The organism is Hydrogenimonas thermophila (genome assembly GCF_900115615.1).
Lineage (GTDB): Bacteria > Campylobacterota > Campylobacteria > Campylobacterales > Hydrogenimonadaceae > Hydrogenimonas > Hydrogenimonas thermophila.
Genome location: NZ_FOXB01000036.1, coordinates 1 through 23,102, shown reverse-complemented (window position 1 = coordinate 23,102; position 23,102 = coordinate 1). Strand labels below are relative to the sequence as shown.

The 23,102-nt window shown below is 33.3% G+C and carries 18 protein-coding genes and 1 pseudogene; 12 read left to right on the top strand and 7 right to left on the bottom strand.

Annotated elements, in window-relative coordinates; all coding sequences use genetic code 11:
* The 8 genes from BM227_RS12795 to BM227_RS09890 all read left to right on the top strand — a co-directional run.
* A partial coding sequence (locus tag BM227_RS12795) for a multiheme c-type cytochrome (protein ID WP_483867458.1) occupies positions 1 to 1,019 on the top strand: 1,019 nt, incomplete at its 5' end.
* A 239-nt stretch (positions 1,020 to 1,258) separates the two neighbouring features.
* Positions 1,259 to 2,053: a hypothetical protein gene (locus BM227_RS09920; RefSeq protein ID WP_092913524.1), complete on the top strand. Its 795-nt coding sequence runs from the start codon at positions 1,259 to 1,261 to the stop codon at positions 2,051 to 2,053.
* A complete protein-coding gene (gene grpE, locus BM227_RS09915) occupies positions 2,053 to 2,619 on the top strand; it encodes a nucleotide exchange factor GrpE (protein WP_092913522.1) in 567 nt (188 codons plus the stop codon). Before BM227_RS09920 ends, grpE begins: the two co-directional genes overlap by 1 nt.
* A gap of 160 nt (positions 2,620 to 2,779) precedes the next feature.
* The gene (gene dnaK, locus BM227_RS09910; protein ID WP_092913521.1) at positions 2,780 to 4,672 is read left to right on the top strand and encodes a molecular chaperone DnaK; all 1,893 of its coding nucleotides are present in this window, start codon (positions 2,780 to 2,782) and stop codon (positions 4,670 to 4,672) included.
* Positions 4,641 to 5,195, top strand: coding sequence for a DNA-deoxyinosine glycosylase (locus BM227_RS09905; protein ID WP_245757055.1), 555 nt, complete (start codon positions 4,641 to 4,643; stop codon positions 5,193 to 5,195). The genes dnaK and BM227_RS09905 overlap by 32 nt, the downstream gene beginning before the upstream one ends.
* An 8-nt stretch (positions 5,196 to 5,203) precedes the next feature.
* Entirely contained in the window at positions 5,204 to 6,097 is an 894-nt protein-coding gene (locus tag BM227_RS09900) for an NYN domain-containing protein (RefSeq protein WP_092913517.1), read from the top strand.
* 60 nt (positions 6,098 to 6,157) lie between these two features.
* On the top strand, positions 6,158 to 8,542 hold the full coding sequence (locus BM227_RS09895) for a multiheme c-type cytochrome (RefSeq protein ID WP_092913515.1): 2,385 nt from the start codon (positions 6,158 to 6,160) through the stop codon (positions 8,540 to 8,542).
* Between the two features lie 114 nt (positions 8,543 to 8,656).
* Positions 8,657 to 10,243, top strand: a complete 1,587-nt coding sequence (locus BM227_RS09890; RefSeq protein ID WP_092913513.1) for a methyl-accepting chemotaxis protein — start codon at positions 8,657 to 8,659, stop codon at positions 10,241 to 10,243.
* An 88-nt stretch (positions 10,244 to 10,331) separates the two neighbouring features.
* On the opposite strand, the gene BM227_RS09885 is transcribed toward BM227_RS09890, so the two are convergent.
* Together BM227_RS09885 and BM227_RS09880 are read right to left on the bottom strand one after the other, a co-directional pair.
* Positions 10,332 to 12,371, bottom strand: coding sequence for a GGDEF domain-containing protein (locus tag BM227_RS09885; protein ID WP_092913510.1), 2,040 nt, complete (start codon positions 12,369 to 12,371; stop codon positions 10,332 to 10,334).
* Positions 12,372 to 12,395: 24 nt separating this feature from the next.
* Positions 12,396 to 14,330, bottom strand: a complete 1,935-nt coding sequence (locus BM227_RS09880; protein ID WP_092913508.1) for a thioredoxin domain-containing protein — start codon at positions 14,328 to 14,330, stop codon at positions 12,396 to 12,398.
* Between the two features lie 285 nt (positions 14,331 to 14,615).
* On the opposite strand from BM227_RS09880, the gene dsbD reads away from it, so the two are divergent.
* On the top strand, positions 14,616 to 16,346 hold the full coding sequence (gene dsbD, locus BM227_RS09875) for a protein-disulfide reductase DsbD (RefSeq protein WP_092913506.1): 1,731 nt from the start codon (positions 14,616 to 14,618) through the stop codon (positions 16,344 to 16,346).
* A gap of 1 nt (position 16,347) precedes the next feature.
* Here dsbD and BM227_RS09870 read toward each other — a convergent pair whose 3' ends face one another.
* Positions 16,348 to 16,695 (bottom strand): c-type cytochrome, encoded by a 348-nt coding sequence (locus tag BM227_RS09870; RefSeq protein ID WP_092913505.1) that lies wholly within the window; start codon positions 16,693 to 16,695, stop codon positions 16,348 to 16,350.
* Between the two features lie 60 nt (positions 16,696 to 16,755).
* On the opposite strand from BM227_RS09870, the gene BM227_RS09865 reads away from it, so the two are divergent.
* Genes BM227_RS09865 through amrB form a run of 3 tightly spaced genes read left to right on the top strand, consistent with a single transcriptional unit; the run spans position 16,756 to position 19,747 of the window.
* Complete coding sequence (locus BM227_RS09865; RefSeq protein WP_092913503.1) at positions 16,756 to 17,943, top strand: amidohydrolase family protein; 1,188 nt, start codon at positions 16,756 to 16,758, stop codon at positions 17,941 to 17,943.
* A gap of 23 nt (positions 17,944 to 17,966) precedes the next feature.
* Positions 17,967 to 18,959, top strand: a complete 993-nt coding sequence (gene amrS, locus BM227_RS09860) for an AmmeMemoRadiSam system radical SAM enzyme (protein ID WP_092913502.1) — start codon at positions 17,967 to 17,969, stop codon at positions 18,957 to 18,959.
* On the top strand, positions 18,956 to 19,747 hold the full coding sequence (amrB, locus tag BM227_RS09855; RefSeq protein WP_092913501.1) for an AmmeMemoRadiSam system protein B: 792 nt from the start codon (positions 18,956 to 18,958) through the stop codon (positions 19,745 to 19,747). The genes amrS and amrB overlap by 4 nt, the downstream gene beginning before the upstream one ends.
* Before the next feature lie 19 nt (positions 19,748 to 19,766).
* Here amrB and BM227_RS09850 read toward each other — a convergent pair whose 3' ends face one another.
* The 4 genes and pseudogenes from BM227_RS09850 to BM227_RS12790 form a co-directional block, all read right to left on the bottom strand.
* Entirely contained in the window at positions 19,767 to 20,945 is a 1,179-nt protein-coding gene (locus BM227_RS09850; RefSeq protein ID WP_092913499.1) for a glycosyltransferase family 4 protein, read from the bottom strand.
* 117 nt (positions 20,946 to 21,062) lie between these two features.
* A complete protein-coding gene (locus BM227_RS09845; RefSeq protein ID WP_092913497.1) occupies positions 21,063 to 21,713 on the bottom strand; it encodes a response regulator transcription factor in 651 nt (216 codons plus the stop codon).
* The gene (locus tag BM227_RS09840; protein ID WP_092913495.1) at positions 21,710 to 22,735 is read right to left on the bottom strand and encodes a hybrid sensor histidine kinase/response regulator; all 1,026 of its coding nucleotides are present in this window, start codon (positions 22,733 to 22,735) and stop codon (positions 21,710 to 21,712) included. Before BM227_RS09840 ends, BM227_RS09845 begins: the two co-directional genes overlap by 4 nt.
* 35 nt (positions 22,736 to 22,770) lie before the next feature.
* A pseudogene (locus BM227_RS12790) lies at positions 22,771 to 23,102 on the bottom strand (hypothetical protein); the annotation flags it as partial.

The following is a 23,102-nucleotide window of genomic DNA, read 5'->3' as shown; positions in this document are numbered from 1 at the left end:
ATTTGAGTGATCCAGAGAAAGATTATAAATATAACATTTTAAGACTGCACGATCAAAAACACCCAACAGCTGTAGCAGAACATAATAGCTCTTTAAGCGCAAAAGGTTGGAACTATAAAGCAGAAGGTTTGGAAGCAACAGCCAATAGCGGAACACCTATACTTTGTGCATCTTGTCATAAGAGTAATGCTTTGCCAGGAACTGGAGTTGATGATATAAAACCATTAACCCAAGCACTGCACTCTAAACACGCAGATGTTACAGACCCAGATACAGGACTTACACTAAATAACAGTACAAACAGAAATGCTTGCTACACTTGCCACCCAGGTGCAACAACTCAATGTTTAAGAGGTGCAATGGGAAATGCTAAAAACCCTGATGGTACAAGTAAAATGCAGTGCCAAAGCTGTCACGGTGTAATGAGTGCAGTAGGAAGCAGTAGTCGTGAAGGTTGGTTTGATGAACCAAATTGCCAAAGCTGTCACCAAAATGGAGAGCGTTACACAGAAGCAGTAACAGATATGCTAACAGGTACTCTTAGAGCATCACTAGATAACCGCTTTGCAACAAATCCAGATACACCAATGACAGGAAAGAGTCTATACAGATACAGCACAGGTCACGGCAATATGCAGTGTTCAGCTTGTCACGGTTCAACACACGCAATCTACCCAAGTGCTAAAGCAGAAGATAATATTCAAAGCATTCAAGCACAAGGACACGCAGGAACTATAGGAGAGTGTACAGCTTGTCACACAACAGTACCATTTACAAGCAATAAAGGACCACACGGAATGCATACAGTTGGACAAGCTTGGGTTGATGGACATGGTGATATTGCAGAAGATGGTGGTGCTTCAAGTTGTACTGCCTGCCACGGTAGTGACTATAAAGGTGCACCTTTATCTAAAACTATGAGTGCAAGAACATTTACTACGGAGTGGGGAACTAAGACATTCAGTGCTGGGCATATGGTTAGTTGTTATGATTGTCATGATGGTCCTAATGGTGATTAAGCATTAACTTCTTTTTCTTCTACTTTTATTACTCCGGATTTTATCCGGAGTATTTCTCTCCTGATTTACATTTAAAAGATTCAAAGTTATTTAATTATTTACATTATTGCAAAATTAATCTTTAGTGTTTAGTTGTAAAAAACTATATGCAAGTTATGATATAAATATACTTGACAGTAGTACACTAAATGTTATATAATCCTCTTGGCATTTTTAGAAATAAGTGCTAAAATGGTGAAATGAAAAAGAAATATGAAGAGATACTTGAAACGGTAGTAAAAACTTTTCTGGAGACACATGAGCCAATAAGCTCTGCTATGTTAAAGGGAAGACTTCCGTTCGATATCGCACCGGCAACGATCCGTTACTACTTTAATAAAATGGTTGAACGGGGAGAGCTTGCCCAACTTCATAAGAGCAGTGGCAGGATTCCTACAGAGAGTACTATGAAGATGTATTGGCGTAAACATTTGCGCAATTTTGAAGTTGTCTGTAGTGCAATGGAGAATCTTGTTGAAAAAGCTCAGGAAGAAGATCTTTATATTTTGCTCAAACCGTTAAAAGAGAATGAATTAAAAGCAATAGAGAGAGTAGCGGAAAAATATTTGATTTTAATATTTGACTCTGACGAATATGTTATTCGTTATCATACTCAGATGGAGTCATTTTTAAAAGATTTGATTGGTTATGATATTAATGAAATAAAACAGATTGCTCGTGATGTTGGTATGATCTCTCTTTATCATAAAATGAGAGCAAAAAATGATGAAGAGATAACTGCTATAAATACTGAGGTAATAATAAAAGTAGCTGGACAAGAGAGTAACTGGGGAAAAAGATATGTTCGATCTTTTCTTGAAGGTGATGTAGTTGAACAATTGACTCCAGGTTTACATTTTGATCCGCTTTTGCCAAAAGGGTTTATGGCATTAAGTACTGAAGCTGTTATAGATGATCGTCGAACTAAGATGCTCTGTATTGGTGCTATAGATCATGATTTTACTAAAATATTTAGCAGTAGAAAGGAGGCGTGATGGCTGATAAAGAGAAAAACCAAGAAGTTGAGACTAAAGAGGAAGAGAGTGTAGAGTCAAATGAAGATGTTTTGGATGATGCTAATTCATCTGAAACAGAAGAGGAGAGTGAACTGAAAAAATGTAAAGATGAACTCAAAGCATGGGAAGATAAATATCTTCGTATGCATGCTGAGTTTGAAAATATAAAAAAACGAATGGAACGTGAGAAAGAGAAGAGTGTAGCATATGCCCAAGAGCAGTTTGCACGTGATCTTCTTCCTGTAATTGATTCATTGGAGTTGGCATTGTCATCTATTCCTGATACAGAAGATGGGAATAGTGAACATCTTGCTAAACTTAAAGAGGGTGTACAGCTTACACTTGAACAGTTTGTTAAGACTTTTGAAAAACACCATATTAAAGTTATAGAGATTGATGGTGGATTTGATCCAAACTTCCATGATGCTGTTATGCAGGTAGATAGTGATGAGCATGAAAGCGGTCAAATTGTTCAAGTTTTGCAAAAAGGTTATATGTACAAAGAGCGGTTGTTACGTCCTGCAATGGTTAGCGTAGCTAAGTAGATTAGATTGTGAGACTAAAGTCTCGACCCCTAATAGGGGATGGGACTTTAGTCCTATATTAGTTTAAAATAGTTTTGCTACTTAAGTAGCAGAAAAAGATTTTAAAGTTGAGTATAATACACTCAAAGAAATTACAAATATATCTAACAAGGAGATTTAAATGGGAAAAGTTATAGGAATTGACCTAGGAACAACAAACTCTGCAATGGCAGTATATGAAGGCGGAGAAGGAAAAATTATTACAAATAAAGAGGGTAAAAATACTACTCCATCTGTTGTAGCATTTACAGACAAAGGAGAAATTTTAGTTGGTGATCCTGCTAAGCGACAGATGGTAACCAACCCTAAAAAGACTATCTACTCTGTTAAGCGTATTATGGGCTTAATGTGTAATGAAGATAAAGCTGCGGAAGCTAAAAAACGTCTTCCATATGATGTTGTAGATAAAAATGGAGCTTGTGCAATTGAAGTTGACGGGAAAATTTATACACCTCAAGAGATTTCAGCAAAAATTTTGATGAAATTAAAAGAGGATGCTGAAGCTTATCTTGGAGAAGAGGTAACAGAAGCAGTTATTACAGTTCCTGCATACTTCAATGACTCTCAGCGTAAAGCTACAAAAGAGGCTGGTACAATTGCAGGATTGAATGTACTTCGTATCATTAACGAGCCAACATCTGCGGCATTGGCTTATGGTCTTGATAAAAAAGATGCAGAGAAGATCTGTGTTTATGACCTTGGTGGTGGTACATTTGACGTAACTGTTCTAGAGACTGGTGATAATGTTGTTGAAGTTCTTGCAACAGGCGGTGATGCATTCTTAGGTGGTGACGATTTTGATAACAGACTTATCGACTATGTTGCTGAAGAGTTTAAAAAAGAGAATGGAATAGATTTAAAAGCTGATGTTATGGCATTGCAGCGTCTTAAAGAGGCAGCTGAAAATGCTAAAAAAGAGCTTTCAGCGGCTCAAGAGACTGAGATCAACTTGCCATTCATTACAGCTGATGCAAGCGGACCTAAGCACTTGGTAATGAAAATTACACGTGCAAAATTTGAGAGCCTAATTATGGATCTTGTAGATCAGACAATTACTAAGATTGAAGAGGTTCTTAAAGATGCTGGTCTAAGCAAAGATGAGATTAAAGAAGTTGTTATGGTTGGTGGATCAACTCGTATTCCACTTGTTCAAGAGAAGGTTAAAAACTTCTTTGGAAAAGAGTTGAACAAGTCTGTTAACCCTGACGAAGTTGTTGCAATTGGTGCGGCTATCCAAGGTGGTATCTTAAAAGGTGATGTTAAAGATGTTCTATTGCTTGACGTTACACCTCTTAGTCTTGGAATTGAGACACTTGGTGGTGTTGCTACCAAAGTTATTGAAAAAGGTACAACAATACCAGTTAAAAAGTCTCAAGTCTTCTCTACAGCAGAAGATAATCAGCCGGCAGTTACTATTCACGTAGTTCAGGGTGAGCGTGAAATGGCTAAAGACAACAAATCTCTTGGACAGTTTGAGTTGGCAGGTATTCCACCAGCTCCAAGAGGTGTTCCTCAAATTGAGGTTACTTTTGACATCGATGCGAACGGTATCTTGACTGTTAGCGCTAAAGATAAAGCGACTGGTAAGTCTCAAGAGATCAAGATTACTGGTTCTTCAGGACTTAGCGAAGAAGAGATTGAAAAAATGGTTCGTGATGCGGAAGCACATAAAGAGGAAGACCGCAAGCGAAAAGAGTTAATTGAGACTAAGAACCAGGCAGATGCTCTAGTTTACCAGACTGAAAAGAGCTTAAGTGAAGTTGGCGATAGTCTTGATGCTGCTGAAAAAGAGAAAGTTCAAGCAGCAGTAGATGCTCTTAAAGAGGTTCTAAAAGATGAGAGTGCTACTAAAGAGCAGATTGAAGAGAAAGTTAAAGCTTTAACTGAAGTGAGCCATAAACTTGCTGAAGCTATGTATAAAAAAGAGCAGGGTGGCGCACAAGCAGCTGGTGATGCTGGAAGTAGTGCTAAAAAAGGCGGAGATGACGACATCATCGATGCTGAAGTCGAATAATTCTTCGACATCCTTGACGGCAGGTACAACTCCTGCCGTTCATTCATTTGATCCTATTATAGATGAAAACTCAAAAATTCTAATACTCGGATCTTTTCCAAGCATAAAATCTTTTGAAAACAACTTCTATTATGCACACCCTAGAAACCAGTTTTGGCCTATTCTTTCTGCTATATTTAAAAAACCTGCAAATTCACTTGAAGAGAGACTGGAGCTTTTAAGAACTTCCAATATTGCTTTATGGGATGTTATAGAGTCTTGTGAGCGTAAAAATTCTGCTGATTCAAACCTAAAAAAGAGTAAACCAAACGATATAGAGTCTCTTTTGAAAAATTTTCCAAATATAGAGGCAATTTTGTTTACCGGAAGAAAAGCAGAACAGCTTTTTAAAAAACACTTTTCAAAAAGTATAGAGTTACCGACCTCTCTTTTACCTTCACCTTCACCCGCTTATGCTGCGTTATCTTTTGAAGTTAAATTGAAAAGATGGAATGATATACTTACAAATTACCTTTCAATTTAAGGATACAAATGATTGATTATACAAATGAAAAAAGCAAACTTCTTCGTATAGGTATATTTTATGATGGTAACTATTTTTCTCATGTAAGTAACTACTATATGTATGAACACCCTAGAAAGAGCAGAATAAGTGTTTCAGGGTTGCATCGGTTTATTGTGCACGAAATATCAAAAGCTGAAGGTGTCTCTTCTGAACGTTGTAGAATTGTTGATGCACACTACTTTAGAGGAAGACTGAGTGCATTAGAGGCACAACAGAGAAATGCACTTTTTCGTGAGAGACAATTTGATGAAGTCTTAATGCGAGAAGGAATAGTTTCACACTTTTTACCTCTTTCTACCGGAGGGGAAAAAGGGATTGATGTTTGGCTAGCTCTTGAAGCACTTGAACTTGCCATTCATAAACGGTTTGATGTGGTAGTTTTGATTGCAGGTGATGGTGACTATTTACCGCTTGTTCGCAAACTAAATACATTAGGTACAAGGGTTTGTGTTTTAGGATGGGATTTTCAATATACTGACAACCATGGCAATAAGCGTCAGACACGTACGGCACAAACTTTGCTAAATGAGGCAAATTACCCTATTTTAATGAATGTTTTAATTGAAGATAGAGCCAGAAAGTCTGATCCTTTGATAAATGATCTATTTTTATCTGCAACCAATTATGCTTCATCACTTGATAAGAGTAGGTCAAAATCTTCACTTAGCGGAACTGTTCAAGCTATTAAAGAGGGTTATGGATTTATTCGTCCTGAAAATGGAGGGGAAAATCTATTTTTTCATTATAGTGATCTTGTGGATGTAGATCTTTTTGATCTTAATGAAGGTGATAAAGTCTGTTTTGAGCTTGGTGAGAATGATCGAGGATCTTGTGCTAGACGTGTAATGAGATGTAGTTAATATAGTTTTTAGCAGTTTCTGATCCTATTTATGATAGGATTTATTATCAAAGGAGCTGCTATGATCCGACATATTTTATTAGTTATATTTATTATTTCTGCATCTTATGCAAACAGTTGTTTGAAGTGTCATAAAGGAATAGAGGATATAAGAGAACCTCATACCAAAATGGCAAAAGCAATTGCTAAAAAGGCAAAAGAGGCTGGAGCAGAAGGCAATAGTTGTATTGTATGTCATGGTGGGAACCCTGAAGCGGTAACAAAGTTACAAGCTCATAGTGGAACAATAGCATATTTTAAAACACATTCCGGACCTAAAGAGTTTTACCCTGATCCTGGAAGTCCCTGGATAAATAAAAACAGTTGTGGTATGTGCCATAAAGAGCAGGTAATGGCGCAGATGAATAGTTTGATGATGACTGAGCAGGGTAAGATTCAGGGAACTCTTTGGGGGTTTGGCGGAATAAATGGTTATAAGCACGATATAGGCAATTACTTTACGAAAAATCCTGATGATCCTCACAAAAGGCTTGGAACAATAGCCTATAAAAAATATATGCAAAAACTACATAATTTAAATCCTCAAGTATATCCTGAAAAGATGAAAGAGCTCCCAAAGGCTCCAACAGCTGAAGAGGTTGAAAAGAATCCACAACTTGCTGTTTTTACATATCTAAGACAGGAGTGTTTACGTTGTCATACAGGAAGCAAAGGTCGGCAAAAACGAGGTGATTTTAGAGGAATAGGTTGCTCTAGTTGTCATATTCCATATTCAAACAATGGCTACTATGAAGGTAATGATCCAACTATACGAAAAGATGAACCAGGACATATGCTGGTTCACCAAATTCAGTCATCACGAAATGCAAAAGTAACAGTTCATAATTTAAGCTATACCGGTGTACCTGTTGAAACTTGTACTACTTGTCACAACAGAGGTAAGCGTATAGGTGTAAGTTATCAAGGCATTATGGAGACAGCTTACACTCCTACATACGATAAAGAAGGTAATAATCAGCCAAAACTACATACAAAGCATTACTTACATTTAAAAGAAGATGTTCATTATAAAAAAGGTATGCTGTGTCAGGATTGTCATACATCAAACGATCTTCACGGTGATGGATTTTTAGCAGGTTCTACACTTGCACCTGTAGAGATAGAGTGTCAAGATTGTCATGGAACAACAAGAAGGTATCCTTGGGAGCTTCCATTAGGGTATAGTGATGAGTTTGATACAAAACCAGCATCTGGTAAACCAAGAGGTGTTACAAAAACTTTAGCCGACTATCTGAAAAAAGGTACTACGTATAACCCTAAAGATGGTTATTTAATTACAGCAAGAGGAAACCCTTATCAAAATGTTGTAAAAGATGGCAATGAGATTATTGTTCATTTAGCAAGTGGTAAAGATATACGTTTAAAACCTCTTAAACTTTTGAAATCAGAAGGAAAGATTTCAAAAGAGGGTCTGGTTGCAATGGATGAAATCAAAAAACATAACGACAGATTGGAGTGTTATACTTGTCACGATACATGGGCACCACAGTGTTATGGATGTCATATTAAGATCGATTACTCAAAAGGTGAAAAACATACTGACTGGCTTGCAGCAGCACATGACCATGATATACACGGTGTAACTGCTACAATGAGAGGCACTCTTAAAGAGCATTTGATAGAGGGTAAAGTTAGTGAAACAAGGAGTTTTTTACGCTGGGAAAATCCACCTTTAAGTCAAAATGGTGAAGGTCGTATTTCGCCTACTATACCTGGATGTCAAACTACGGTAACTGTTATTGGAAAAGATGGAAAAGCACTGCTGCAAAATCATATATTTAAAATTCCTAATGTTGAAGGTGCTGGTAAATCAGGTCAACTGGGCATAGATATGTCTCCTGTACATTCTCATACTGTACAAAAAGAGGCGAGAAGTTGTGAAAGTTGTCATGCTAATCCTGCAGCTCTTGGGTATGGCATAGGCGGTGGAAAGTATATGAGTGATTTAGACGAAGATTTGATTGTAGATTTAATGACAGCAGATGGTAAAGTGATACCTAAAAAATTTACAATACAAAAGCCAAAAATAGATAATTTAACTATAGATTGGAGCAGGTTTGTAGATGAGAATGGTACACAATTGCAGTCGGTAGGAACTCATTTTAAACTTTCAGGACCTCTTGATAATGAGACTAGAGCAAAACTTGATAGACGTGGTGTCTGTATGAGTTGTCATAAAACTATTCCAAATGATGATTTGGCAGTATCTTTAATGCATCATGTTGCTGAGACTGCAGGGGTTGATATTGATAATAAAATGCATAAAGATATTTTAAATAAAACTATGAGAATAGGTGCTTGGGTACAGGTTTTAGGAGCTATAGCAGCTGGTTTAGCACTTTTATGGTTAATGTGGCGGATAACTCGTAGAAGAAAAAGATTTTAAATTTTGTATCTATATAAAGAGTACTAAGAATAGATAATATTCATACAATAAAGATAACTTAAATTTAAATATGATATCTTGAAGTTAGCCATTTAATCTATAGAGGAGTAGATTATGCTTAAAACAATAAAATCAAAGTTTATATTTACACTTTTGACATTTTTTGCCATAGGAACAGTAACACTTTCTTTATATATTTTTTATAGTTTTAACTCAATAATAAAAAATTCTGCAAGTAATTCTATGAGTACTCTAAGTGATTCAATATTTGTCTCTATAAGAACTAGTATGAATTTTGGTGATCCTGCTGTAGTTAATGATACATTAAATAAAATAAAAAAGATAAAAGGAATAAAAAAAATAGATGTATCAAAATCAAAAAAAGTTATAGATTTTTTTGGTTTAAATGAGTCATTTACAAAGAATAAACAGATTCAAAAAGTATTTAAAACAGGTAAAGAGGTTATTTTAGAGATTGAAAATGAAGAACATATATTAAAACAGTTAAAACCTCTTATTGCTACGAAAGAGTGTCTTTCTTGTCATACAAATTCAAATGTAGGTGATGTTTTAGGTGTAATGGAGCTTGAATTATCATTAGATACAATTGATCAAGAAATTAATACTTTTAAAACTATTATTATTACAAGTATGATAATTGCATCTATTTTAGCAATTATAGGTTTTTCAATATTTTTTGAAAAAGAGCTTTTGAAACCTCTACGTGTTTTATCAAATAGAGCTAAAGATATAGCAAGTGATGATGGTGATTTAACAAAAAGACTTAACTTTTCTAAAAGTGATGAATTATCTGTTGCAGGAAAGTGGATTGATGCATTTATTGCAAAAGTTCATGATGCTATAAATGATGCTAAGCAAGTCAGCATAAAAAATTTGTCAATATCAGAAAATCTTAATAAGAAATCTATTGAAATTAATATACGTTCTCTTGAAGAGATTTCAGCAGTTAAAGAAGTAACAGAGATGGGGCAAAATATGAAAGAGATACTTTTTTCAACTGTTGAGTCTGCAAAAAATAGTCGAGATGATATTAAAAGAGTTAATAGCAATCTTTCAGTTGTAAGAGAGAAAATTTCTCTTTTGGTAGAAGAGGTACAAACAGAAGCTAATATAGGTTTAGAACTTGCAGAAAAGCTTAATGCACTAAGTAGCAGTGCTGAAAATACCAGAAATGTATTGAATATTATTTCTGATATTGCTGATCAAACCAATTTACTTGCATTAAATGCAGCTATTGAAGCAGCTAGAGCAGGAGAACATGGTAGAGGTTTTGCTGTAGTGGCAGAAGAGGTTAGAAAACTTGCAGAACAGACACAGAAGTCACTTATTGAAATTGAGTCAACTATTAATGTGATTGTTCAAGAGATATCAAATGTAAGTGAATCTATGAATAAAAACTCAAGGAATATAGAAAAATTAACTTCTGTAGCCAGTGATACAAATAAAGAGGTTGAATCAACTTCTGCTATTGTTGAAAATGCATATACAATTGCAGAAGAGTCTTTGGAAGCATCTACTGTTTTGGCAAGTAATACTGAAAAAATATTATCTCATATAGATTTAGTCAATAAGCTATCACAGCAAAATATAAATAGTACAGAAGAGATTAAAAATTTAAGTGAACAGGTAAATAGATTAGCAAAAGATTTAAATAATAAGTTGAATAGATTTAAAACTTGAGATCTTAGATTACTTGGTATAAATATTACTCAATTACCCATCTAAGAAATAATAGTCTTAGTGGGTGATTGTTAGAACAAGGTTAAAGTTATAAAATTGAATCTTGAAGTTCTCTTATTATTTCAATTTGTCGATGTGCTATATATGGAGCAAGTGTTTCATCAATCTCTTTTGACTGTTCTAATAACATAACAATTTTAAATGTGTCACTCTTCTCTTTTATTTTAAGTATAGAGCCTGAGAGTGTTATAGGTACTTCTTTTCCATCCCATCTTAATATAGTTTCTATTAATAAGTGGTCTGATACTTTTAAGTTTAATATATGAGCAGTTCTAAATGTTATTGAGTCAATTGATACAGTATCTATGAATACAGGCATCTGAATTTTATCATATTTAATTACTGCTTCTATATATGGCTCTAATTTTACATGTATATTTCTTCTTTCAAGTGGAGATTGATCCACCGGAATCATATTGCTTATAAGGATAGCTGATTTTTCTATATTAAAGTCTGTAACTCTAGCTTGAAAGTGTGGTTTTTCATCTCTTTTAATAAAAACTTTTTCATTGCGTTGGAGAGCATGAAATGCAACTTTCCTTATTTTAATCCAAATGGTGTCTTCCATAATTTTAATGATTTCACCATCTGATTGAATGGGAATTTCCATATAGAAATTTACTATTTCAATTGTTTTTGCAGTATCTAAAAGTAATTTACAACTATTAATGAATTTTTCTCTGGCTTCTTTAAAAATCTTTTCTTGTTTTACAAGATCACGATCATCCATAATTTTTGAATCATTATTCTCTTGTATTATGTGAATAATTTTTTCAGCTCTAAGCATCATTGTTCTTAGGTTGTCATCTTTTTGACATCTGACAATTGCAATGTCGGCTTCTGCAGACTCTTTTTTAAAATAGTGAATAGAATGTAATATGCTTTTTATTTTTTCTGAATATTTTTTTACATTCTCAACTTCTTTATCATTAACTATTAATGCAAATTGATCACCATCTACTCGTGCAAAGAAGTGTTTTTCATCTGTAGTTTTCATGGTCTCTTCTACAAAAGATCTCAGTAAGGCATCTCCTGTTTCTCTACCAAAATGCTTATTTATTTCTGAAAGCTTATTTAAGTCAATTATTACTAAAAAGAATGGTTTATCTTTATTTTTGAACTCTTGAAATGCAGTATTGATCCTCTTTTCAAACATTCTTCTATTTGGTGCTCCTGTTAGAGCATCTGTAAGTGCCATTTGAGTAAGAGAGTGAATCTCTTTTTTTCTTTCAGTAATATCATCAAATGTTACAACATATTCTAAACTCTCTTCAGTAGGTAATGGTTTGATTTTCATTTGAGTTAAAATTGTCCGATTTATTCGACGATCAAAAATAACTGCTTCGCAAGTTCCTTCATATTTTACTATAAGTTTTTTTATCCATTGATCATAATTTTTAGATTCAAATAGTGATGTAAAGCGGTTTACACGTTTTATAAACTCCCATACAATTGAGTATTTTTTTTCAAACTCTTCTTTGTCCAGTATTCCAATAGCTTCTAAGAATGCTCTATTTGCCAAATAAAGTTTTCCATCTTTTATTTTGAAAATTAATTTTTCTTGCAAGTCAAGAATTGTTTGCAAACGTTTGGCATATATATGAGCATCCTCTTCTTTCTGTTTTTCTATCTCTTTTTTAATATGAAGTGAGTCAAAATACTCAAGACTGCTTGAAAGGTTTTTATCAAAAAGTTCTGAAAGAGCTTCAATCAGCCACTTATCTTTTGCTTCAATAAGTTTATTATTTGTTAAAAATCGAAAAAGAGAGCGTCTGAATCCCATAAAGATCAAAAAAATCTCTTTTGCAGTAATCTCTTTGTCAAACATAAATTTTATAAAGTCATTCATTGTAGGTGAATTTCCAACAGGTTGTTGTCCACTCATCACCTCTGCAAAATGTTCAATTATTTTAAAGGCATAATGTGTAGTAAAATATTTGCTACTTATGGAGTATGATATAAATATCTCTTTTACACTGGTTTTGTCTATCCATACTTTTGAAATATCGCTTTTATGTTCAGTTATAAGTACAGATATTTGTAAAATTCTATCTTTTTTGTTTAACATGTTCCTCTCTTAAAACATAATATACTATTTTTGAAATATTGATTTTAATGTTTGAAGTAGCTCCTCTGAACTTGTTGCATTGGCAAAGCAACTCTGCTGATTACATACTAAATAGTTGTGATTTTCATCACTTTTTAAGAGTATATAAGGGAACTGAAGATCATTTATAGAACTTTTCAATTCATTTAGGTTTGATGGAGTTGATTTTATTACTATATCTTCTTTAAGATAGCGAATTACAGCTTTTACAAATGCTGCATGCCATACTGGATATTTGACTATTTTTATAGAGCTGTACTCCATTGATCTGTATGCAATCTCTCTATATCTGGTATCAAGTAAGGCACCAAGTGTCAATAGAGCATTTGTCATAATAGCAGCACTGCTTGGGTAACTTGAGTCGGATAGATCAGCTTCTGTAGGAAATTCACCTTTACTAAAGTACCATTTACCACTTTCATAGAATAGATCAATAGCTTGTTCAGCAATCTTTTGTGCAGTTACCAGATAGCTTTCATCCATTGTAGTCTGGTATGCCTGTAGCAGAGTATCACACAAGTAAGCGTAATCTTCTAAAAATGCTTCGATTGTAGGAGTTTTACCAATTAAAACAGAGTGGTAGAGAGTGTTGTCTTTGAACATCAGATCGAGTAGTGCTTGTAGGCTTTGTTTTGCATTTCTAAGGTATCGTTCATTTATTTCAGATGCCATAAATAGAGATTTGATCATCATAGCATTCCAAGAAGTTATTACCTTTTTATCTATAAAAGGGTAGGTTCTTGATGCTCTTATAAGTTTTAGAATGCGACGTACTTTAGTCCACCATTCATAACTCTCTAATTTCTCATTTCTAACAATATTTTTACCTTCAAAGTTGCCTTCTGGTGTAATGGAAAGAGCATTTAAAATCTCTTTTACTTCTGGTTCATCAAACCCATTCTGTTTTAAGGCATTTTTAACCTCATCATAACTGTATACAAAATATTTTCCCTCTTCTCCTTCTGTATCTGCATCACTTGCAGAGTAGAATAGATTGTCTTGCATCATTTTGTCTTTCATAAACATTATGATATCTTCAGCAATGTGTAAAAAGAGTGGATCACCAGTTACACGGTAAGCACGCAGATAACTCTCACTTAGCAAACCATTATCGTATGTCATCTTTTCAAAGTGTGGTACCAACCAAAAATCGTCTGTACTGTAGCGACAGAACCCACCATCAATGAGATCGTAAATTCCACCCTTTGCCATATTTTTCAGTGTATTTATTGCCATATTTAGCACTTCATCATTTTCAGTTAGTTGGTATATATCTAATAAAAGATTTATAGTAGAAGAGTGAGGAAATTTTGGAGCTTTTGAAAAGCCTCCATAAACAGGATCATAGCTATCTTTGGTTTTATCTATAGTTCTGTCTATAATTGTCAAATCCAAAGGAGTTGCTTTTACAGGACCATCTTTTGGTTGAAGAAAGCGTTGAATCTCATCTGCATTTTTAACAATAGTTTCAGGTTCACTACTCCACTTTTTATGAATAACTTCAATAAGTTCCAAAAATCCCATCATATTATATTTGCGTACCGGAGGAATGTATGTTCCTGCAAAGAAAGGTTTTAAATCAGGTGTTAAAAATATAGAAGCTGGCCATCCTCCGGGACGTTGGTTAAGGAGTTGATGTACACTTTGAAAATGTTTGTCTATATCTGGTCTCTCTTCTCTGTCAACTTTTATAGAGACAAAGTATTTGTTAAGGTATTCTGCAATCTCTTCATTCTCAAATACTTCATGCTCCATTACATGGCACCAGTGACAACTGCTGTATCCTATAGAGAGAAATATAGGTTTATTTTCCTTTTTTGCCTTTTCAAATGCTTCAGCGCACCAAGGGTACCAGTCTACTGGGTTTTCTGCATGTTGTTGTAAGTAAGGAGAGTCTTCATATTTTAGTCTGTTAGACATAGTAAGAGCCTTTTTTTATTTGATTTTATAAAAGTTATGCATTGAGTAAAATTAAAACTAATAGATAAATCTTTTTAAAATGAGCTTTTAAAATAAATAAATATTATTTAAATTTTATTTTTGTTTTTTATTAAGTAGAGAAAAATCTAATATGACGTTATTTGTAATTAAAATCACGTCATAATAAATAAAAGGGATAAATTATAAAATTTAAGTATGCTTTTTTTACACTTTTATTACATAAAGTATGGTTTAATAGCATAATTCCATTTTAGAGGATTTCCAATGAGAAGAATTATGATTTCTATTCTTTTTGCCATAAGTCTTTATGCAGGGTTTTTAAGTGTTGATGATGCTTTTCATCCTGCTGTAACATTGAAAGATAATAAAGTTTTTGTTCAGATTAATATGGCTGATCATATTCATCTGACAAAAGATGCACTTAAGTTTGATGTTAAACCAGTAGGAGAAGTAGAGTTAGGAAAATATACTCTTCCAGCGGCTGAGAAAGATGAATTTGGTGATGAGATATATACAAAAGAGTTTAAGGTAAAAATTCCTCTAATTTTAAAATCACAGAACAGTAAAGATGTAACATTTGTTTTAACCTATCAAGGGTGTTCTGACAGAGGTGTCTGTTATCCTCCTGTAACTAAAGAGTATAATTTTACTTTGTCAACACCGGCAGTATCGGAAGAGAAAGGTCAAAAATCTGAAAGTAATTTTTTGTCTGAAGAGGAGTCAATAGCTTCTACTCTTAAATCTAAAAGCTTTGGTATTGTACTTTTGACATTTTTTGGATTTGGACTCTTGCTTGCTTTGACTCCATGCATCTTTCCTATGATCCCTATTCTTTCATCTATTATTGTTGCGCAGGGTGAGGGGATGACAGCTAGACGAGGCTTTTGGCTCTCATTGGTTTATGTTTTATCTATGGCATTTACCTATACTTTAGCAGGTGTTTTAGCAGGTCTTTTTGGTGCAAATATACAGGCTGCTTTGCAAAACCCTTGGGTTATATCTTTATTTTCACTTCTATTTGTAGCACTGGCATTTTCTATGTTTGGTTTCTATGAGATAGGGCTACCTGCTTCAATTCAAAGCAGACTAAGTAAAACAAGCGATGAAGCAGGCAAAAAAGGTGGCATTGTAGGTGTTGCCATCATGGGCTTTCTTTCTGCACTTATTGTTGGACCTTGTGTTGCACCTCCTTTAGCTGGAGCATTAATTTATATTGGTCAAACAGGTGATGCTCTTTTAGGGGGAGCAGCTCTATTTGTAATGAGCCTTGGTATGGGGGCTCCACTTGTTTTAATTGGTATGGGTGCAGGTAGATTTATGCCTAAACCAGGCGGATGGATGACAACAGTAAGCAAAATTTTTGGTGTTGTTATGCTAGGAGTAGCCATTTGGATGCTCTCTAGAATTATTCCTGAAACTTTAACTATGGGACTTTGGTCAATACTATTTATTATAAGTTCTGTCTATATGGGTGCATTTGAGCCTCTTGGAAGTGAGCGAAGCTGGAATGCATTGTTAAAAGGAGTTGGTCTTTTATTTTTTATTTATGGTCTTTTTTTATTTTTTGGTACATTTACAGGTGCTAAAAATCCTATTGATCCTCTACAAGTTATAAAAGAAAGATCTTACGGTAATGTTGAGTTAACAAGAGCATTACAATTTGAAACTGTTAAATCTCTAGATGATTTACTTGTAAAAATTAAAAATAGTAACAAACCTGTAATGGTAGATTTCAGAGCAGACTGGTGTGTAAGCTGTAAAGAGCTTGAAGATAGTACTTTTAAAGATAAAAAAGTCATTGATGCATTGAATGGTTATAACCTCTATCAAGTTGATGTAACACAAAACTCAGTAGAACAGAAGAGGATGATGAAATATTTTGGTATATTTGGACCACCTGCAATTTTGTTTTTTAAAAATGGAGAGGAGATAAAACATAAAAGGGTGTCCGGGTATAAGTCACCCTCTGAGTTTTTAGAGATTATATCACTCTAATTTATGAACCAAAACCTCCTAAATATTCATCGGCTATATCTTCGCCTTTATCATTAATATTGATAAGGCTTAGATATTTGCTAACCTCTTCAATCTCTTTTTTATTAAGAGCCTTTGCAAATGGGATCATTAAATCTCTCTTGCTTGTTTGACCAATACCTTTATTAAGTTTATTTAGTCTCTCAATCAGTAAAGTTGCAGGTTTTCCTGCCAGTTTTGGGTAAGTGCCTATTCCTTCACCTTTTGTACCGTGACAGCCATAGCAACCTTTTGTCATATAGATTTTTTCACCAATATTTTCATTTGCCAAAAGCATAAAAGGCATAAAAAAAAGTAAAAATCTAACCATTTTCCCTCTCTTTCAACTCGATTGTTCTATAATTTTATCAAAATATGTTGAAGGATTGGCATGATAATCAAAAATGCAAAAGTTGTAACACCTGATGCTGTTTTAGAATTAGATGTTAGTGTAGAGAATGGAAAAATTGCCAAAATTGCAGAAAATTTGAGTGGAAGTGAGTATATTGACGCTAATGGCAAATATTTGCTGCCTGCAATGATAGATATTGGTTTAGGTGTTATGGATTCAAAGTTAAGAGGCGGCACTATTGATAAACTATCTTGCAAAGCAAAAGCAAATGGTTTTGGAACTGTAGTACTGTCATCGTTTTGTACACCATCTATTGATAATGAGATTACACTTGAATTTGCAAAGTCGCAAGCAGCGCTTTGCAATGGAGCAAAAGTATTAAATTTAATAGCAGGTATTAAAGAGGATGGTAAGCTTAGTGATATTTCCATTTTACTTAAAGAGGGAGCTGTTGGCATAGAGTTTGAAAGCAGTATTGATGGCAATATGATACGCCGTTTAATGGAGTATGCATCAATGTATGGTATAAAACTTTTTTGCCGAGCTAAAGATTTGGCTTTACAAGGTGAGGGGGTAATGAATGAAGGAGAAGTATCTAGTCGTTTAGGGCTTGGAGGCGTTCCTGATGTTGCTGAGTCATCTCAAGTTGCACGCATAGGGGAGTTGGCAGAGTTTTATGGGGTAGATGTTGTTATTTTAGCTGCATCAACTCCAAGAACATTGAAACTTTGTGCCAAAAATCCAAGACTTTATGCCCAAGCTTCAATTCATCATCTTTTACTTAATGATGAGGTTTGTGATAACTACAATACCGGCGGTAAAATTTGGCCACCTTTAAGAGATGAAAAGAGTAGAATAGAGATGTTGGAGTATTTAAAAAATGGAGACTTAGAAGTTTTTACATCTCTACATACACCAGTTTCAGCCAGTTTGAAAGATGCTGTTTTTGCTGAAGCTGCATATGGAATAGATGGCTTAAACAGTTATCTTTCGCTTATATATACATATCTTGTTAAACCAGGGTATATTGATATGCCAACACTTTCTAAACTTACTTCTGGAAATTATGCCAAACTTATTGGTTTAGAAAGTCATAAAGGATTCATCAAAGAGGGTTATGATGCAGATTTAATTCTATTTGATCCAAATGTAGCAAGCAGTATAGATTTACCTGGTTCACCATACAGTGGATGGAATATAGAAGGTAAAGTAGAACCAGTTAAATAGGAGGCAAAGTAAGGAGAGCTTTTATGGATTATTATAAATGTGAACCAAGAAGTGGACGTATTGTTTGTCTGCTTTGCAGGCACTATTGTAAGATGAAAGATGGACAAGTTGGAGTTTGCGGAGTTAATAAAAATGAAGCAAACAAGCTTTCTGCTTTGGTTTACGGTCATCCTTCAGCTCTTAATATTGATCCTATAGAGAAAAAACCAATTTACCATATGTTACCAGGAACTACAGCATTATCTTTTGGTACAGTAGGGTGCAACTTCAAGTGTCCATTTTGTCAAAATTGGCAAATTTCACAAAGTAGTGTTGTTAGAGATGACTTTTATATCTCTCCTGAAAAGATGGTTCAACTTGCACTGGAAAATGGTACAAACTCTATAGCATATACCTACAATGAGCCGACTATCTTCTACCCTTATGCAAGAGATATAGGGATTTTGGCAAAGAGAAGTGGTATAAAAAATATATTTGTTACAAATGGTTTTGAGACTCCTGAAGTTATTGAAGATATGAAGAGTTGGCTAGATGCGGCAAATGTTGATCTAAAAAGTTGGAGTGAATCTTACTATAAAAAAGTTCTTAAAGGTGGTCTTGAAGCGGTTAAAGATACATTGCGTTTAATGGTAGATGCTGGTATTTGGGTTGAGGTTACAACACTGCTGATAGAGGGAGAGAATGACAGTGACAAAGATTTGACTGAAATGGCAGAGTTTATAGCAAATGATTTAGGAAAACATGTGCCTTGGCATTTGAGTGCATTTCATCCTGATTACAAAATGATGGATCATAAATGGACAGGCATTGAAACACTTAAACGAGCAAGATATATTGCTAAAAAAGCAGGTCTTTACTATGTATATATGGGAAATGTTCCTGTAAGTGAGAATACTTACTGCCCAGAGTGCAGAGAACTTTTGATTGGACGAAGTGGTTTTGAAATGATTGTAAATAATCTTTTAGAAGGGCATTGTCCAAACTGCAATAGAGCTATAGAAGGAGTTTTTAGATGAAAGTTAGAGAAGCAGCTGTAGCAGGGCAGTTTTATCCATCAAGTGCAGAGACTATTGATGAGATGTTTTCTTACTATAATGAACTGTTAGAAAAGCATATAGACAAAACTCTTTTAGAGACAAAAAGCAGGGCAGTTATAGTACCTCATGCAGGGTATGTATATAGTGGTTTTACTGCAAATATTGCATACAGAATTCTTGCTAACAGTGGTTTAAAGCGTGTTGTTGTCATAGGTCCTAGTCATAGAGTATATTTATCAGGAAGTAGTGCAGGTAATTTTGAATACTTTGAAACTCCTTTTGGAGATTTGAAGTGTGATAGTGCATTAGTTAATGAGTTGATGCAAAAATTTAATCTAAAATTTTTCCCTGATGCTCATCATGAGCATAGTACGGAAGTGCAGATGCCGTTTATAAAAAAGTATCTTAATGCAGAAGTTATTGAGGTAGTCTATGGTGATGAAAATCCGGCTAACCTAGTGCCAATTATTGAGTTTGCATTAAATGATGATTTAACAGGTGTTGTCATAAGTACCGATTTGAGTCACTTTTATGACATAGAAAAAGCAAAACAACTTGACAATATTTGCATAGATGCTGTTACCAAGTTAGACCCAGATGAGTTGCACAAAGGTTGTGAAGCTTGTGGAAAGATAGGTATAGAGGCAATGTTAATGGCTGCTAAAAATCTTAATCTTAAACCACTTGTACTTGACTATAGAACCAGTGCAGATGCCAGTGGTGACAGATCGCAGGTTGTCGGTTATTTGAGTGCCGCATTTTTGTAGAGTTTATCAATGTTAAAATTTAAACAGTGCAAGGCTCTTTTAAAATGATTGAATTAAAAAGGTTGTGAATCTCTTCACAGTGTTGATTTGGTTTAAAATTTTGCTTGTAAAATTCAAAGCCATTCTGCCCCATCTTTTTAATTTTTTGAGGATTATCAAGAGCAAATTTTAGTGCTGAAGCCAATTTTTTTGAATCATTTGATGGAACAGTAATTCCATTTTCATCTTCTTTAAGCCACTCTCTAATACCGCCTACATCAGATGCAATTACAGCTTTAGCAAATTTCATTGCTTCTAATCCTTCAAGATTGTATATTTCTGGTGTTCTACTTGGTATTACAACTGCATATGCATTTGAGTAAAAATTTTCAATTCTTTTTGAGTTTAATTTACCATGAAATCTTACTATATTAGATATTCCAAGTCTTTTTACTCTCTCTTCAAACTCATTACGCTCTTCTCCATCACCACATATATCTAAAAATATATCATTATGTTTGAGTTTTTTAAATGCATCAAGTAGTGTATCAACTCCTTTTCCACTTACTAATTCACCAACAAAAAGAAAATGTCTTATATTTCTAGATGAAGTATCATTGTTATAATGTTTCAATGGTTGTGAGAATAGTTTAATATTAGAGAGGCGTTCATTCTCAAAGCCATGCATTACAAGATGGTTTTTCATATATTCTGAACCTACAACTATGTGGTCAAATTTTTTAAGTATTTTTTGTGCTATTTTAATGTCTGACATTCTATTTATAGATAAATATGGAAATGAGTTACTTTTATTTATAAAACCAATACAACTATAACAGCCTAGACCTACAGCTTTAGTACAGGTTTGATTTGTAAGTAGAGTATATTTATGTTCACGTAAGCAGAAATGTTTATGGTTATGAATAAAAGCGACAACCGGTACATCTGTTTCACTTATTGCACGCATAAGCTCAATATTGTCAACTTGATGTATATAAATGATGTCAGGTTTGATTATATCAATTTGCTCTTTTATATTTGCCATTATTGTTGCAAATGAGAATGCATTTATAAAATCTATATCTGCACGATTTCTTACATCATAAAGCAAAAAGTTATCTACATCATATGTTTTCGATAATTCTTGTACAATTTGATATATATATGTTTCAACGCTACTTACAAAACTTGCTTCATCATTTATCCATAAAATTTTCATACTCTTATCCCTCTCTTTTTGGACATTTTAGTGTTATTAAGTGCAGATATATTGCATAAACTGGAAAGTTTTAAGTAAATTTAAGAAGAGAAAAAAGAGAAAGAATCGTTAAAAAACTTATAAAACTACTTTATATCCAACTCCACGAACATTTTTTATTACTTCAGAACCAATCATTTTTCTTATATCTCTAATATGGCTTGAAATAGTATGTATATCACGAAAGTCATCTTCATATGCATAGTCAGCTATAGTATCAAAAGTGACTACATTGCCATTATTTTTCATTAGAATATATAATATGATACTCTGCTTTTTAGAGAGTTCTATTATTTTATTCTCTTTGAAAATTGATTTTGCATCAAAATCATAAATCAATCCGTTTGAAAGGATAATTCTTTCATGTGCTGTAAAACTATTTTTTATATTTTTTAGTCTTAGTTCCAACTCTTCTAGATCAAAAGGTTTTTTGAGATAATCGCTACATCCTAATCCAAATCCTTTTGATAAATCCTCAATATCAATCATTCCACTGATGAAAATTGCAGGAGTTTCTATATTTTTCCCTTTTATGTATTTTAAAATTTCAAAGCCATCAATATCTGGTACATTTATATCTAAGACAAAGAAATCATATTCAAATAGATTTGCTATATCTAGTAATTGACTTCCATTATCAAAACTATCTACTTTGTACCCTTTGAGTATTAAAAATTTTTCAATATTTTTTCTCAAAATATCTTCATCTTCTAATAATAAAATTTTCATTGATTCTCCTTAAATTGTAAAATGAATCTTGTTGTACCATCTTTTTCAACTACGTTAATATTAATATGGTATTTATCACAGATTTTTTTGACAATATTTAGTCCTATTCCGAGTCCATTGATAGCTTGATCTTCTCTGTAAAGTTCATTAAAAAGTTGTTTAATATCTTTTATTTTTTTTGACTCATTTGCTATTATGATTTCAATTTTCTCATTTAGTTGAGAAACAATTATTTGAATAATGCTACTCTCTTTTGAATATTTAATTGCATTAGAGAGGAGATTATCTATTATTCGTTCTAACTCAATAGGATGTATTTTAATCATTGCATCTTCAGTATTGAATATTAGATTATATTTTAAATGCTTTGTATTCATTTGTGGTTTAAATAGCTCTACTCTTTCTAATAAAAAATTCTCTATATTGATCCATTCAACAGGATAAGTTTTTATATCTTTTTTTATTGCATAATAGATATCTTCATAGATTGAGTGTAGCGATAACATTGCTACTTTAATATTTTGTATATACTCATTTTTTCCATATTCAATCTCTTGGAGAGTTAGAGAGCTTTTTATCATTCCAAGAGGTGTATAAATTTCATGAAATGATTCTTTAATAAGATTATTCATCTCTTCATGTATACGATGAATTTTAAGATGAGTTTTAACTCTTGCTAAAACTTCTAATATATTAAAAGGTTTTGTTATGTAGTCAACACCACCAGCCTCAAATGCCTTTATTTTCTCTTCTGTACTATTGAGTGCAGATAAAAAAATGATAGGTATGTTTTTTGTTTTATGTTTACTTTTTAAATATTTGCAGACTTCAAACCCATTCATTTTAGGCATTAGAATATCAAGTAAGATAAGGTCAGGAGTTTTATCATTAATAATTTTTAATGCTTCTATACCAGATCCTGTACATACAACTTTTATATTAGTTTCATTGAGTGCCATTGTTAATACTTCAAGGGTTGAAGGTATGTCATCGACAGCTAAAATATATGGTTTACTATTCATAATTATTCCTAGTTAGCCCATTCCAACCCTAATATTCATTTAATAAGTCCATACTTGATTCTTGTCATACAAATAAGTGTTAAAGCTTCTGTAAGATCATATGTTGTTTCAACAATTTTTCTACCAATATTTTCAACTTTATTCAAATGTAAAATATTGATAACGAAGCTTCTAAGAATAGATAATGCAAAAGCACCTTTATTGACTTTGCATTTATCTTCATTTAATGCAGTATCTTTGTAAAAGTGCATTGTTTCAACACTCCATTCATAAAGAATTTTTGTTAAAAAAGTTTTTGCATCATTATACTCATTTGATATATAGTAGTGTGTTGTAGTCTCTTGATTGTCAATGGTTTTATCAATAC

Coding starts and splice junctions, on each gene's coding strand:
- BM227_RS09900 (WP_092913517.1), top strand. CDS start 5,204: ATGATTGATTATACAAATGAAAAAAGCAAACTTCTTCGTATAGGTATA.
- BM227_RS09865 (WP_092913503.1), top strand. CDS start 16,756: ATGATAATCAAAAATGCAAAAGTTGTAACACCTGATGCTGTTTTAGAA.
- BM227_RS09905 (WP_245757055.1), top strand. CDS start 4,641: ATGACGACATCATCGATGCTGAAGTCGAATAATTCTTCGACATCCTTG.
- BM227_RS09920 (WP_092913524.1), top strand. CDS start 1,259: ATGAAAAAGAAATATGAAGAGATACTTGAAACGGTAGTAAAAACTTTT.
- amrB (WP_092913501.1), top strand. CDS start 18,956: ATGAAAGTTAGAGAAGCAGCTGTAGCAGGGCAGTTTTATCCATCAAGT.
- BM227_RS09850 (WP_092913499.1), bottom strand. CDS start 20,945: ATGAAAATTTTATGGATAAATGATGAAGCAAGTTTTGTAAGTAGCGTT.
- amrS (WP_092913502.1), top strand. CDS start 17,967: ATGGATTATTATAAATGTGAACCAAGAAGTGGACGTATTGTTTGTCTG.
- BM227_RS09870 (WP_092913505.1), bottom strand. CDS start 16,695: ATGGTTAGATTTTTACTTTTTTTTATGCCTTTTATGCTTTTGGCAAAT.
- BM227_RS09885 (WP_092913510.1), bottom strand. CDS start 12,371: ATGTTAAACAAAAAAGATAGAATTTTACAAATATCTGTACTTATAACT.
- BM227_RS09840 (WP_092913495.1), bottom strand. CDS start 22,735: ATGAATAGTAAACCATATATTTTAGCTGTCGATGACATACCTTCAACC.
- BM227_RS09890 (WP_092913513.1), top strand. CDS start 8,657: ATGCTTAAAACAATAAAATCAAAGTTTATATTTACACTTTTGACATTT.
- dsbD (WP_092913506.1), top strand. CDS start 14,616: ATGAGAAGAATTATGATTTCTATTCTTTTTGCCATAAGTCTTTATGCA.
- BM227_RS09880 (WP_092913508.1), bottom strand. CDS start 14,330: ATGTCTAACAGACTAAAATATGAAGACTCTCCTTACTTACAACAACAT.
- dnaK (WP_092913521.1), top strand. CDS start 2,780: ATGGGAAAAGTTATAGGAATTGACCTAGGAACAACAAACTCTGCAATG.
- grpE (WP_092913522.1), top strand. CDS start 2,053: ATGGCTGATAAAGAGAAAAACCAAGAAGTTGAGACTAAAGAGGAAGAG.
- BM227_RS09845 (WP_092913497.1), bottom strand. CDS start 21,713: ATGAAAATTTTATTATTAGAAGATGAAGATATTTTGAGAAAAAATATT.
- BM227_RS09895 (WP_092913515.1), top strand. CDS start 6,158: ATGATCCGACATATTTTATTAGTTATATTTATTATTTCTGCATCTTAT.